Annotated in this window: 13 protein-coding genes; 4 read left to right on the forward strand and 9 right to left on the reverse strand. The window is 71.3% G+C overall.

From position 1 onward, the window contains the following. Window positions 1-72 precede the first annotated feature (72 nt). The 6 genes from pheA to FH608_RS05775 all read right to left on the reverse strand — a co-directional run bounded on the left by pheA (window position 73) and on the right by FH608_RS05775 (window position 9,315). Window positions 73-993, reverse strand: a complete 921-nt coding sequence (gene pheA, locus FH608_RS05745; RefSeq protein WP_139629179.1) for a prephenate dehydratase — start codon at window positions 991-993, stop codon at window positions 73-75. A 62-nt stretch (window positions 994-1,055) separates the two neighbouring features. Next, window positions 1,056-1,475 carry a DUF4446 family protein gene (locus FH608_RS05750; RefSeq protein ID WP_226899033.1) on the reverse strand — a complete coding sequence of 140 codons (420 nt, stop codon included), beginning with the start codon at window positions 1,473-1,475 and terminating at the stop codon, window positions 1,056-1,058. Window positions 1,476-1,497: 22 nt separating this feature from the next. Then, window positions 1,498-2,694 (reverse strand): glycosyltransferase 87 family protein, encoded by a 1,197-nt coding sequence (locus tag FH608_RS05755; protein WP_226899036.1) that lies wholly within the window; start codon window positions 2,692-2,694, stop codon window positions 1,498-1,500. 2,970 nt (window positions 2,695-5,664) lie between these two features. After that, window positions 5,665-7,368 carry a polyprenol phosphomannose-dependent alpha 1,6 mannosyltransferase MptB gene (mptB, locus tag FH608_RS05765; protein ID WP_226899038.1) on the reverse strand — a complete coding sequence of 568 codons (1,704 nt, stop codon included), beginning with the start codon at window positions 7,366-7,368 and terminating at the stop codon, window positions 5,665-5,667. Window positions 7,369-7,749: 381 nt separating this feature from the next. After that, the gene (locus tag FH608_RS05770; protein ID WP_139629180.1) at window positions 7,750-8,484 is read right to left on the reverse strand and encodes a glycosyltransferase family 2 protein; all 735 of its coding nucleotides are present in this window, start codon (window positions 8,482-8,484) and stop codon (window positions 7,750-7,752) included. A 483-nt stretch (window positions 8,485-8,967) separates the two neighbouring features. Continuing rightward, window positions 8,968-9,315, reverse strand: a complete 348-nt coding sequence (locus tag FH608_RS05775) for an STAS domain-containing protein (RefSeq protein WP_139629181.1) — start codon at window positions 9,313-9,315, stop codon at window positions 8,968-8,970. Window positions 9,316-9,502: 187 nt separating this feature from the next. Between FH608_RS05775 and FH608_RS05780 the strand changes: the two genes are divergently transcribed. After that, complete coding sequence (locus tag FH608_RS05780; protein ID WP_226899040.1) at window positions 9,503-10,018, forward strand: hypothetical protein; 516 nt, start codon at window positions 9,503-9,505, stop codon at window positions 10,016-10,018. On the opposite strand, the gene FH608_RS05785 is transcribed toward FH608_RS05780, so the two are convergent. Beyond that, window positions 9,966-11,066, reverse strand: coding sequence for a sensor histidine kinase (locus tag FH608_RS05785; RefSeq protein ID WP_139629184.1), 1,101 nt, complete (start codon window positions 11,064-11,066; stop codon window positions 9,966-9,968). The genes FH608_RS05780 and FH608_RS05785 overlap by 53 nt on opposite strands. Next, the gene (locus tag FH608_RS05790) at window positions 11,066-11,764 is read right to left on the reverse strand and encodes a response regulator transcription factor (RefSeq protein ID WP_139629186.1); all 699 of its coding nucleotides are present in this window, start codon (window positions 11,762-11,764) and stop codon (window positions 11,066-11,068) included. Before FH608_RS05790 ends, FH608_RS05785 begins: the two co-directional genes overlap by 1 nt. 94 nt (window positions 11,765-11,858) lie before the next feature. On the opposite strand from FH608_RS05790, the gene FH608_RS51270 reads away from it, so the two are divergent. From FH608_RS51270 to FH608_RS05800, 3 genes are all read left to right on the forward strand, one after another. Then, entirely contained in the window at window positions 11,859-12,029 is a 171-nt protein-coding gene (locus FH608_RS51270) for a hypothetical protein (RefSeq protein WP_153260726.1), read from the forward strand. Further along, window positions 12,026-12,226: a DUF6412 domain-containing protein gene (locus tag FH608_RS05795; protein WP_139629188.1), complete on the forward strand. Its 201-nt coding sequence runs from the start codon at window positions 12,026-12,028 to the stop codon at window positions 12,224-12,226. Before FH608_RS51270 ends, FH608_RS05795 begins: the two co-directional genes overlap by 4 nt. A gap of 87 nt (window positions 12,227-12,313) precedes the next feature. After that, window positions 12,314-12,955, forward strand: a complete 642-nt coding sequence (locus tag FH608_RS05800; protein ID WP_139629190.1) for a YidC/Oxa1 family membrane protein insertase — start codon at window positions 12,314-12,316, stop codon at window positions 12,953-12,955. A 14-nt stretch (window positions 12,956-12,969) separates the two neighbouring features. On the opposite strand, the gene FH608_RS05805 is transcribed toward FH608_RS05800, so the two are convergent. After that, window positions 12,970-13,401, reverse strand: a complete 432-nt coding sequence (locus tag FH608_RS05805) for an ATP-binding protein (protein WP_226899042.1) — start codon at window positions 13,399-13,401, stop codon at window positions 12,970-12,972. Window positions 13,402-13,428 lie beyond the last annotated feature (27 nt).

A 13,428-nucleotide genomic window follows, 5' to 3' on the forward strand; every position in this document is an offset into this window, starting at 1 on the left:
ACCACCCGGCCGGACGGACGCCTCGCGCTCCGGCGCCGACCCACACACCAGCCGGGCGGGCGGGCGGACGGATCAGACCTGGCCGGCGCGTATGCGGGCGAGCCAGTCGCCCGCCTCGGCGAACTCGGCATCCGACGTGCCGCGCTTGATCTGCGGCGCGATGCCGTCGGCCCGGGGATAGCTCCCGAGGAAGCGCACCTCGCCGCAGATGCGGTGGAGCCCCGCGATGGCCTCCCCGACCCGCGCGTCGGCGATGTGGCCCTCGAAGTCGAAGTGGAAGAAGTAGCGCCCGATGCCGTCACCGGTCGGCCGCGACTCGATGCGCGTCAGGTTGACCCCGCGCACCGAGAACTCGGTCAGCATCTCCAGCAGCGCGCCCGGGTGGTCGTCGGCGAGGAAGACGACCAGAGTGGTGCGGTCGGAGCCGGTCGGCGCGGGCAGCGGCCCTGGACGGCTCACCTTGACGAACCTGGTCACGGTGTCGGACCGGTCACCGATGTCGGCGGCCAGCTGCACCAGGCCGTAGTGCTCGCCGGCGATGCGGGCGGCGATGGCGGCGTCGTACGGCGAGCCGGGCAGCGAGACCTCCTGGGCCGCCGCCGCGGTCGAAGGGGCGGACACCACGACGGCCTCGGGCAGCTCGCGCGCGACGAAGGCGCGGCACTGGGTGATGGCCGCGGGATGCGTGTAGACCCGCTTGATGTGGGGGATCTCGGTGCCGGGCCTGGCCAGCAGCGAGAACTGCACGGGAAGCAGCAGCTCGGCGGTGATCAGCAACGGCTCGCCCCAGGCGAACTCGTCGAGCGTCGTGGTGATCGCGCCCTCGATGGAGTTTTCCAGCGGCACGACGGCGCCGTCGGCGTCACCGGCGCGGGCCGCGTTGAGTGCGGCGCTCACGTTGGCGCAGGGCAGCCGCTCGGCCGTCGGGTCGAGGAGCCGCAGGGCCTCTTCGGTGAAGGTCCCTTCCGGTCCGAGATAGGCGAGTCTGGGCATGCATCAAGAGTATCCGCAGGTGGGCCGCCCATGCGCCGCTTTCGCTGGTGACGTACCTGGAGTTACAGGGTCTCCGGCGCCCGGGAGAGGATCATCGGACCGAGCCCCAGCCTTGCCGCCCGTACCGCTTCCTCCTCCTCGGGCGACAGCGGCTCGCGCCCTTTGCCGCCCACCACGGGCCGCACGTACGTACGGGTCTCGCTGCGCCCGTTGATCGAGGTCAGCACGATGCCGTCACCCAGCCCGTTGATCATGGCCACCGAGAACGACAGGCGCCCGGTCATCTCGGAGAGCGCGTCGTACCGGCAGACCGCCACATCCCTGATGGCCCTGAGATCGCCCGCGCCCTCGCTGCTCTGCCGGACGAGCATGCGCCGGCAGTCCTCCACGGTCGCCCTGGCCTGGCGGAGCGCCAGATACCCGACGAACACGCCGCTGACCCCGGCGACGACGCCCACGATCACCCATACGGTAACGAGCACGTCACAGAGGGTAATGCTTCGGTCATGCGATCTCGCGGCGTTTCGGCAACCAGGTCACCAGCAACCACACGAGGGCCAGCGCTCCGAGCCCGTACCCGTTCTGGACGATCTTCCCCAGCACCACGCTGACCCCCGGGATGTCGGCCGCCTTCAGCGAGACCCCCCACCAGGGGACCGGCACCACGTAGAACAGCCACACCCCCGCCGCCACCCGCAGCCTGACCGGGTCGCGCCCGTCCCCGACGATGGCGCCGAGCACCACGACCACCCAGGCCAGGTGGTGGATCCAGGCGACCGGCGAGAGCAGCACCGCCATCAGCCCGACCAGCGCGACCGCGGTGAGGTTGTCGTTCGCCCTGTACGCGTCCCGCGCGCCGCGGAACCCGTACCACGCGACCACGGCCACGACGGCGACCCAGATCAGGGACGTCGCCAGATCGGGCAGGTAGAGCCGGATCAGCATGCCGCGGATCGACTGGTTGGTGGTGGCCGCGTTCGCGCCAAGGCGTTCGGGATCGAGCAGCGCCGAGAACCAGAAGTCGGCCGCGTCCCTCGGGATCACCGCGAACGGCAGCAGCGTCAGGACCGCCGTCGTGAACGCCGCCATGAAGAACGTCCGCCACTGCCGCGTGACCAGCAGGTAGATGAGGAAGACGCCCGGCGTGAGCTTCACCGCCGTGGCCAGCCCGATCAGGAACCCGCGCGGCCACCAGGGCCTCCGCGCCACGCAGTCGGCCAGGCAGAGCGCGACCAGCAGGATGTCCACCTGCCCGAACCGCACCTGGTCCCTGATCGGCATCACGTACGCGCACGCCACCACGAGCGCCGCGAACGCCCACGGCGCGTACTTCCGCCCGCGCAGCGCCTCCCTGAACGCGAAACCCACGGTCACGGCCAGCGCCACGAAGATGCCGGCCGTCCAGACCCACTGCGCCGTCCCCCAGGACATCTCAGCCAGCCCCACGGCCAGCATCGCCGCGACGGGAGGGTAGGTGAACGGCAACAGCTGCGGGGCCGGCGTGACGTAGTCGTAGACCGGCCGTCCCTCGAGCAGCATCTGCCCACCGGTACGGTAAACGTCGAGGTCGACCAGGCGTTGGTCGTCGGGGTTGGTGAGCCACATGTGCACCAGAGGAGCCACGGCCGCGGCGGCCACGAGCACCACGACCGCCCACGTCCACCACTGCCGCCGTCTCACCAGCACCTCGCCACTTGTCACGATGTGGCACGTTACCGTGGGCTTGTTTGATCGAGGGGCAATCACTGGGGGTTCCGTCCATGCCATACGCCACGCCCGGCCGGTACGGCGAGCACGACGTACGGCATGCCCCTGCCCAGTCGCTCCCGCCCTCCGCCGCCATGTCGTGGACCGCCCAGGACACCTCCCCGGCACCGGCGCCCCCGCGCCCGCCGGAGGAGGCGCAGGCACGCCGCGGCAAGCGCGCCGTCGCCGCGCTCCTCCTGGGGCTGACCACCGTGAGCACCCTCATCGCGTCGCCGGCCCCCGCAGCGGCAGCCTCCCTCAGCGCGCCCCACGCTCTGTCGCCGGACGCGCACCAGCCCCCGGCCATGAGCAAGGCCCCGGGCTCCGCCGCGGGAACAGCCGTACGAACCCACGCAGGACGGCCGGCCTCCGTGGATCCGGCCTCCGTGGATCCGGCCACCGGGAATCCGGCCACCGGGAATCCGGCCACCGGGAATCCGGCCACCGGGAATCCCGTCACCGTGGATCCCGCCACCGTCCAGGTCGCCGCAGGAGCAGGGGCCACCGGCCCGGAACGAGGCAGCACCCCGGGACAGACCGGGACTCCGTCAGAGGCTGGGGCCCCTGCGCAGGTGGGCGGTGCTTCGAGGCTGGACACCGGGGCGGCCCCGCGCGTGGCCGTCATCGGCGTGCCGGGGCTCGAATGGAGCGATCTGGACCCAACGCGGACCCCCACCCTGTGGGCCCTGGCCGGTCAGGGCACCTCAGCCTCGCTTTCGACGCGGGCCGTGCCACCGCCGGACCGCGGCACCACCTGCCCCGCGTCCGGCTGGCTGACCATCTCGGCAGGCCAGCGGGCGGGCACCCCGGGCAAGGGCTGCACCCCGCCCCCCGTCCCCCAGGCGGCGGGCGAAGCCGCCGAGATCCCGGGCTGGCAGACGCTCACCGCGTACCAGTCCGAGACCGGCTACGACGCCCAGCTGGGCACCTTGGGGCAGCTGGTGAAGGACAACGGGGGCAAGGTGGCCGCGGTGGGGCCGGGCGCTGCCCTCGCCGGTGCCGACAAGTCCGGAAATATCGCTAGATACGCCCCCACCCCTGACGGCGTCGGGGACCTGACCCCGTACAACCTGATCATCATGGAGGCCGCCGACCTGGCCACGGCGTGGATCCAGCAGCCCCTGGACGAGTACGGCGTGCCCATCGCGCTGCCGGCCACGGCCCGCCAGGCCGCCGCGAGCCGGGCGGACCACCAGATCGCCGCCCTGATCGCCAAGCTGCCCTCCGACACCACGATCCTCCTTGCCGGCATCTCCGACGTCTCCCCGGGCGCGCACCTCCACGTGGCCATCGCCAAGTCCCCCAACGGCCCGCCGTACGCCCAGGGCTACCTGACCGCCACCTCCACCCGCCAGGACGCCCTGGTCACCATCACCGACCTGACCGCCACCACCATCCAGATCCTCGGCCTCCCGGTGCCGCGCCAGGTGGTGGGCCGTCCCTGGCAGCCCAGCGGCTCCACCTCCGCCGCACCGGCCGAGACGGTGGCGAGGCTCGCGGACGGGGATCTGGCCAGCCAGGTGCTGCGGACGGTGCGCGGCCCGTTCTTCACCGTCCTGGTGACGCTCCAGCTCCTCTTCTACGCCCTCGCCGCCCTCGTCCTACGCCGCCGCCGCTCCACACTTGCCCATGCAGGCACATCATCGCTCACATCCACCAGCACCTCCTCGCCCACACCCTCCGAGGCCACCACCGACGAGCCATCGCCCACACCGTCCGAGGCGACCGCGGCCATGCCGGCACTCAAGCACCGCAATGCGGTCACCGGACACACGGCGTCGCCCGGTCACACCAGCGCGCCCACCTCTGACCGCAGCAACGCAACCGCTGACACGCCATCCGCCGGCCACGCCAACACGACCGCCAACACGGCGTCGCCCGGCCGCACCGACGCGACCCCCGACACGCCCACCCCTGACCGCACCAGCACGTCCTCAGCCACTCACACCAGCCTGGCCGGGGCCGCTCACCTCGCGGGCGCCTCGACGCTCCTCAAGGCGGTCCAGGTGGTCGCGGTGGTCAGCGGGGCCATCGCCGTCTCCACGTTCCTGGCCCAGCTGGTGCCGTGGTGGACGCTGCCGGTGCCGATGGTGTCGGTCGTCGTGACGATCCTGGCCATCGCCGCCCTGGTCACCGCCCTGGCGTTCGCCGGGCCGTGGCGGGCCCACACGCTCGGCCCCCTGACCGCGGTGGCCGCCGTCACCTCCGTAGCGCTCCTCATCGACGTCATGACGGGCTCCAAGCTCCAGGTGAACGCCGTGACCGGCTACGAGCCCGTGACCGGGGGACGCTTCTACGGCTTCAGCAACATCGCCTTCGCCGTCTACTCCACGGGCACCATCCTCGGGCTGGCCGGGGTGGCCCAGTGGTTGCTCGGCAAGGGGCTGGCGAAGGTCGTGGTCGTGGGGATGTGCGCCGCGTACGGCATGCTCGCGGTCTTCGCGGACGGGTGGCCCTCGTGGGGGGCGGACTTCGGCGGCGTGCCGGCGTTCGTGATCGGGCTGGCGGTCTTCCTCATCCTGCTCTCCGGCCGGCGGGTCTCCGTGCTGAGGCTGCTGCTCGTCGGTCTGGTGGGGGCCGTCCTGGTGGGCACGCTTTCCGTCGTCGACTGGCTGCGCCCCGAGGCGCAACGGACCCATCTGGGCAACTTCGTCCAGCAGATCATCGACGGCCAGGCGTGGACGGTCGTCTGGCGCAAGTTCAGTGCCATGATCGGGGTGACCGTCGGGAACTGGTCACTGACCCTCCTTTCGCTGGTCGCGCTGGCCTTCCTCTTCCTGGTGCTCGCGCGCCCGTCGCGCTGGGGCGCCTCGGCGCTCGGGCAGGCGTACCAGCTCGCGCCGGCGCTCCGGGCGGGTCTCTTCGGCGCCCTGACGTGTGCCTTCGTCGGCTTCCTGATGAACGACTCCGGCATCGCCATCCCCGCTATGGCGCTGACGGTCGCCGTGCCGCTGACACTGGCGGCCTGCGTTCGCGCCCTGCAGCTCGCCACGCCCACAGGATCAGCGCCACCGTCAGGGCGAGCAGCGCCCAGGCGAGCTGAGGTCTGAGCACGGTCCGCAGCCACTCGAGGTCTTCTGGCTGCCCGTCCACCCTGGCCGGGAGGTACGCGAGCGACAGGACCAGCAGGTGGGCGACCACGAAGCCGTCCACCGCGGACCCCGCCACCAGCGCCAGCGCCCCCAGCGCCAGCCCGTCGTACCACGGCAGGATGTAGGGCGTCGCGAACACGTATGCCACCACCAGCGCCGCGGCCACAACCGGCGCCTCCAACCCGCGATCGCCACGCACGCCCCCCGCACCCAGCCCGCTCGCCGCTCGGGAACGGGAGGACAGGCGGAGCAGCGACCAGGCGACGAGCGCGAGGACCAGGAGCGACCCGACCTGGATTTCTCCTCGGTACGCGCTGCCGGTGCCCACGAGGGACTGGAGCCACCCCTGGACGAGCTTCCAGAGCGAGGCGTGGGAGATCGATTTGCTGGTGCGGGTGATCGGGGCGATCGCATCCGGGCCGACGATCGCGTATCCCACGACCACCACCGCCACCGCGCACGCCGCCATGAGCGCCAGCCGGGCGGGACGTCGCCGGAGCTCCCAGGCCGGGCCGAGCGCCGCCAGACCGGCGTTGACCTTGATCGCCACGCCCAGCCCGAACAGGACGCCCGAGCCCACCGGACGGCCTCTGGCCAGGAGCGCCGCCACCATGCACGCGATGGCGAACGTGTCGACGTGCAGGCCCGCCACGAGGTGGTAGAGCAGCAGCGGGTTGGCCGTCCAGAGGAGGGCGGCACGCAGGCGCCTGGCCGGATCGTCCCGCGTGAAACGGTCAATGAGGAGGCCCGTCACGATGAACGCGGCCGCGTTGAACAGGGCCAGCACGAATATCGTCAGGCGGAGCGAGTCTCCGCCGACCCAGCTCGCCACCGCCTGCAGGGCCGTCGCCACCGGGCCGTACACGCTCGGCTCCTCACGCCACGGCTGCTCCACCGCGTCGGCGATGGGGTCACCCGGCAGGTCGACCGCGCCATGGGAGTACGGGTCGAGACCGAGGGTCACCATGCGGCCGTACGCGGCGTAGTTGAGGTGGTCGCCCGAGCCGGAAGGGGGGAGGAAGGCGAGGATCGCCGCGGTCAGACAGCCGAGGAGCACCAGAGTGCGCGCGCTCGGCAGCGACCGGAGCCAATGCGGCACCCCCTTCCCGGCGTCCTCATGTCCCCGTGTGAGCTGGGCTGACGCATGCCGTGCGCGGATGGTCGAGGTGGAGGCGGCGGGTGAGACGGGAGCGTCGCTGATAGAGCCGCCCCGCGTCTGACCGTCCGGTGGCGAACTGTCCGAAAGGTTCCAGCTCGCAGCGTCGTGGGCGGGGGGTCGAAGGAGGGCGAGGGCGGTCAGGAGGCCGAGGCCGCCGAGGGCGAGCGCGGCCGCGGCGAGGGCGATCACCAGGTGCGGCTCGGGGTGGACGTCGAGAGAGTACGGCGGGTGCCGGCTCGGGCCGGTCAGGCGAGGGACCATCGGCGACGGGCCCAGGAGACCTATGCCGATCGTCAGCAGGATCGAGGCGCCGATCGCCGCCGTGGCCACCCAGGCGAGCCGACCCCGTGCCCTGTCGCGCCGCTTCTCCGAAGTCACCGGCAAATTCCAGCACACTCGCGAGGTGGCTTTGGCCGGGCGAGGCTCTCCTGTGGATAACCGAGTTCGAGTCCTGGACTCCTGTGGACAAGGTCCGACCCTGCTGCGGATCGGCGCCCTGTTCGTAGACCGATCGGGTTCCGCGGACGTTCCGCCTGCCGGCCCTCGGAGTGCTGTCCGGCTGCGGTTGGAGTCCGCGCCGACCCGTGTGGGGCGTCCCTGCCCGCACCTTCGACGAGGCCGACCGGCCGAGCCCATGTCGGCCTTCGATTCGCGGCAGAGCAAGTGCCCGGTCGTACAAAAGGCGAAGCCGCCATCGCGGCGGCTTCGGGTCTCGTCTCCGGGTGAGCGGTGGGGTGCCCTGGGAGGTGTGGAGGTTGGTCAGCGTTTGGGGCGCATTTTGCCGAGATTTTGGGCGATGACCGGCTCTCGCGTGGCCAACGCGCGGGCCACGTCCAGGAGCTGTCCGGCCCGGTGGAGCTGGGCTCGCCAGTCCGTCCCCGTGGCGCGGTGCGACATGTCGACCTCGACCTCGACGACCCGGTAGCCCTTGCGCAGCAGGTCGATCGTCAACCCCGTCTCCACCCCGAACCCGTGCGCCAGCGGCCGCGCCGCCTCGAAAGCGGCTCTGGTGAGGCAGCGCTGCCCGTTGAGCGGCTGCGCGGCCTCGAAGCCGGTGGCCCGGCGGATGCCCTCCTTGGACAGGCGTACGACTAAGCCGTGCCCGCCCAGCTTCACCCTCGACGTGAAGACGGCGATGGTCATGTCGGCCTTGGACGCGCGTACGGGCTCGATGAGAGGGGCGGCGGCGTGAGCCGTCTCGCCCAGGTCGGCGTCGAGGAACAGGAGGTGGCGAGGAGCACCGTCCTCGTCGAGGAGGCGGACGGCCTCCGCTCCCGTCTCCATCGCGGCGGCCTTGCCCTTGTTGCGGCTGTGGCGTACCACCCGGGCCCCCGCCGCGCGCGCCACCCGCCCGGTCTGGTCCGTCGAGCCGTCGTCCACGACCACGACCAGATCGACGCCGGGCAGCTCCGCGGCGGCCCTGACGGTGGCCGCGATGCGGTCGGCTTCGTTGACTGCCGGGATGACGACCGCTGTGTCGCCGTCACTGCTCACCGATCATCACCTCCGCGCACGACACCGTCCGGGGCCGAGCGCCATTGCCGATGTTCCACGCCGCCTCCGGGGCCCCGCACCGTCGCCGGCGCGTCGAGCGGACCGTTGGAGGCCACGCACCATTGTCCACCTCGCCGGGTCGCGGCCATCCGGGTCATGCGGCATCGCCGCCGTTCCGCAGCGCGGACGGCCGCCCCGCCGTGGCCGATGCGCGCGGCATCGCGGCCGACGGCAGCCCCGCCGTGGCCGATGCGCACGGCATCGCGGCCGACGGCAGCCCCGCCGTGGCCGATGCCTGCGGCAGCGCCCCTGTAAGGGCTACGGCAGCACGACGATGACCGGCATCCCCGCCACCGTAGGCGACCTCGCCATCCGGCACCCGTGCCTCCGGCCCGTGCGTCGCCGCCGCCCGGATGCCCCGGTGGCGGGACGCGACGGGACCGGCCGGCGCGGCTTCGCCTCGGCGCCCGCGTGCAGATCCCGTCACGAACCCTCGGCTATGAGGAACTCCTGCGGCACCTCTTCGTGCACGGTGAACACCGAGTCGAGCCCGGTGACCTGCAATATCTTGCGTACGGCAGGGCGCGGGGCGGCCACTTCGAGCGCCCCTCCCTGCTCTTTCATCCGTTTGAGCGCCGAGAGCAGCACGTTCATCCCCGTGGAGTCACAGAAATCCACGGCGGACATGTCGATGACCACGCGGCTGGGCCCCTGCTTCAGCAACCGAGTGAACTCGGTCTGCAGGTGAGGCGCCGTGTAGAGGTCGATTTCTCCGGTGATGGCAACGAGTGCTGACCCGGCATGTGATCGAGTCGAGACCTTGAGCTCCACATGGGCAGGCTAGCGGCGCGGAGGCTTCCGGTCACGTTGTCACGCCGATAGGGCGACCACAGGTTTTTGTCCTCCGTTTGGGCTCCATGGAAACGGAGAGTACGCGAAGCTTGACAGCGTGACACCGGAACCAGCACGGCCTCACGGCGAGGGAGGGGCTGGGGCACGACTGGCGGGCCCCGCGTCGATGAAAGCTGACAAGTCCGAAGATCCTCAGCGCCAAGGTCTCCGAGAGCGCCTGGAGACCATCCTCATCCGCACAGAGAAGGCCACGTCATGGCACGAAGAAGCGGGCCGCCTGCGCGGCCTGGTCAACCGCGAGGGCTATGTCCCCATCCGCGCCCGGCTCGCGGTCGAGGACCTCGACTTCCTGGCCGGTGCCCGCACTGATCTGCTCCGGTTCTCCGAGCTCGGGCTGAGGCTGCTCGACCTCCACCAGCCTCGCGACGCGGGAGGGATCACCAGCGACGCCGCCAACCCCATCCTGCGGTGCCGGAGCTGCATGTGGCGCTGGCCTTGCCCGACATTTCGGGCAATGTCGGAGTCGTTCGGCGGCGCCAAGGAGACGGCCGACGAGACGGCCGACGAGACGGCCCAGGAGACGGCGCAAACCCAGCAAACGGTCCAGGAGACGGTCCAGGAGGCAGGCGTCAGCCCAGCAGCGGGAGGCGGATCTGGAAACGGCAGCCCGGCCCGTCGTTGACCACCTCGATCATCCCGTTATGCGCCTCCACGATCCCCTGGGCGATGGCCAGCCCGAGCCCCGCCCCGCCGTCCGCGGTGGGCGTGCGCGCCGCCTCACCTCGGAAGGCCACCTCGAACACCCGGGGCAGGTCCTCCTCGGGAATGCCCCCGCAGCAGTCCGTGACCGACAAACAGGCCATCCCCTCGCCGTCCACCCCGGCCCGCAGCACCACGGTCCGGTCGGACGGCGTGTGCCGGATGGCGTTGACCACGAGGTTCCCCAGGGCCCGGCCGAGCGCGCCCGCGTCGGCGTCCACCGGCACGGAGGCCGCCGCCTCGGCCGTGAGCACCACGCCCTTGGCCCGGGCGAGCGGCTCCGCGCCGGCGAGCGTGTCGGCCACCAGGTCGGCGAGCCCGATGCGGGAGCGCGACAGCCGCAGCGCCCCCGCGTGGATCCGCGACAGCTCGAACAGGTCGTCCACCATGGCCGAGAGCCGTTCCACCTCCAGCTTGATCTGGCGGTGATAGCGCCCGACCGTCAGGGGGTCCGAGACGACCCCGTCCTCCAGCGCCTCCACCATGGCCCGCATCCCGGCCAGCGGCGTGCGCAGGTCGTGGCTCACCCAGGCGACGAGTTCCCGCCGCGCGCCCTCCAGGGCCCGCTCCCGCGCGTACGCCTCCTCCAGGGTGTTCGCGATCGTCTGGAGCTCGGCCGGCAGCCCCTGCGGCGCCGTGAAGGGCATCTGGCGTACGGCGGACACGAGCCGCCTGCTCTCCCCCACCACCCGCTTGGCCAGCACGAACGCCACCCCGAGCCCCACGAGGCCGCCCACGGCCACCACGCTGAGGACGAAGTCCTTGACGGCGCCCTCGATGATCATCTCCATGATGATGGCGACGACCCCGGCCAGCGTCGCCGCCACGGCGACCACCACGACCACGGCCATCATCACGCCGATGGACCTGGTACGCAGCCACCACATCACCCAGATGCCGAGCAGCGCGATCACGAGGCCGAGCCCAGCCGTCACGGCCACGACCATGGGCAGCTCACCGGGTTGCGGCATCAGGCACCGCCTTCCGACGGCTCGTACCGGTACCCGACCCCCCAGACCGTGACGATCCTGCGCGGCCGGGTCGGATCCGGTTCGATCTTCTCCCGCAGCCGCCGCACGTGCACGGTCACGGTGGAGGAGTCGCCGAACGACCACCCCCACACCTGGTTCAGCAGGGCCGAGCGGCTGAAGGCCTGCCGCGGGTTGCGCATGAGGTAGGCCAGCAGGTCGAACTCCCTGGCCGTCAGCATCACCTCGTCCCCCCGCAGGCGTACCTCGTGGGCGCCCACGTCCACCACCAGGTCCTCGTCGCGCAGCACGCCCGTGCCGCCGGTGACGGACGCCCCGCGCGCCCGCCGCAGCACGGACTGCACGCGCAGCGCCAGCTCGCGCGGGCTGAACGGCTTGGTCACGTAGTCGTCGGCGCCGGTCTCCAGCCCCACCACCCGGTCGATCTCCTCGCCGAGCGCGGTCAGCATGATCACGGGTACGGGCCAGCGCTCCCTGAGCTTCCTGCACACCTGCAGACCGTCGATCTTGGGCAGCATCAGGTCGAGCACCATGAGGTCCGGCGGGTTGGCCAGCGCCCTGCGCAGCGCCTCCGCGCCGTCGCCGACGCACTCGACCTCGTGGCCGTCGCGTTCGAGATAGCGCGCGACGACCTCGGAAACGGTCGGATCGTCATCGACGACCAGGATGCGGGTGTTCACCACTTCACGGTACGGCGGGCGTGCATCGCAGTGATATGGACGTCATTGCTTCGTAAGCGTCGCGGATCATGGCCTGAGGACGTACGGTGGCCCCATGGGTAGAGTCGTGTTGCTCGTCATAGGGACCCTCCTGGGTCTCTTCGTGCTGTTCAACTTCCTGCTGCCGATGGTGGTGGGCCTGATCAAGCTGGCGCTGATCGTCGGCGTGATCGCTCTCGTGGCCTTCATCGCGGTGACCGTGGTGAGCAAGTCCCGGTCGAGTTGACGTCCTTCCTGTTCGACCCGTGGCTGGCCGGGATCACCATGATGGCGATCCTGCTGCTGGCCATGTGGGCAGCGGCACTGCTGCCCGTTCTCAGTGGGGAGTCGCCGAGCTTTCCGCTGACCTACGCGCGCCGTACGGCCTTCCAGCGCCAGCGCGACCCGGACGCGGCGGGCCGCTCGCGTCCACGAGCCCCTTGAGCATGCCCCGCTTCGACGTCAAGCGGGGCTCCTCCTGAGACATGAGTGAGCCCTGGTCCACCTCGCTCGAATCTCGGAGTAGGGCTCATGATCGATTCTCTTGTCACGTTCGTCGTCGGCGTGTCCGGGGGCAGTGCGGCTCTCGGCATCGTGCTGTTCACCCTGGCCGTACGCCTGCTGCTGCTACCGCTCAACGTCCGCCAGACCCGCGCCGCCAGGATCCGCGAGCGGCTCGCCCCCAAGCTGCGCCGGTTGCGCGAGCGCCACGCGCGCAACCCGGAGCGCCTGGCCAAGGAGACCTCGGCGCTCTTCGCCGAGGAAGGCACCTCGCCGTTCGCCGGATATCTGCCCATGCTGGCGCAGATGCCGTTCCTGTGGTTGATGTACCGGGTCGCCACGCATCCGACCGCCCTGGTCGGTCATGACCTGTTCGGTGCGCCGCTGGGCCAGCAGGTGGCCGGGGTGGTGGCCAATTACGGTCTGGTCAGCATGCCATTTTTGGTCTTCGCACTGGTCATCGCACTGATCGCGACCGTGGCATGGCTCTCCGCGAGGAGGATCACGGTCGGCGAGGAGCTTCCGGGCTACCTGCGCAAGATCATGCCGCTGCTGCCGTACGGCTCCGTGCTGGCCGCGCTGGTGCTGCCGCTCGCGGCGGGGCTCTACCTGCTCGTCTCCACGGCCTGGGCCACGGGCGAGCGCGCGGTGCTCGCCGCCCGGCCCCTCTGAGTGCCGGGCAGTCGCTAGCCGGCCTCTTTGAGCGCCGTGACCTGGCCGTTCATCGAGGCCTTGGGTGCGGCCAGGATGGCCCACACCGTGGTCGTGTCACCGTCGTGCCTGACCCCCCAGCTCTCCGCGACGTATTCGACGATGCCGAGCCCCCGACCCCCGAGCGAGGACAGGGTCGGGCGGCCCGCGCGGGGCTCGGTCGCCGCGCCTCCGTCGCTCACCGCCACTTCGATGTGATCGTCACTCCTCAGCCAGGCCACTCTCACCATGCCCGACGGCAGGGGGTGCGCGTGCCTCAGCGCGTTGCTCAGCAGCTCGCTCACCACCAGCACGGCGTCGTCGATCGCCGCCGAGAAAACCCCGCAGTCCTGCAGGTCAGTGCTCAGACGCTGGCGGGCGACGGCGACGCTGGACGGCGCGTACGGCAGCAGCACCACGCTTGACACACCCACCTCCCCGTTCCCTGTGCCCCC

Source organism: Nonomuraea phyllanthi (assembly GCF_006334985.2).
Lineage (GTDB): Bacteria > Actinomycetota > Actinomycetes > Streptosporangiales > Streptosporangiaceae > Nonomuraea > Nonomuraea phyllanthi.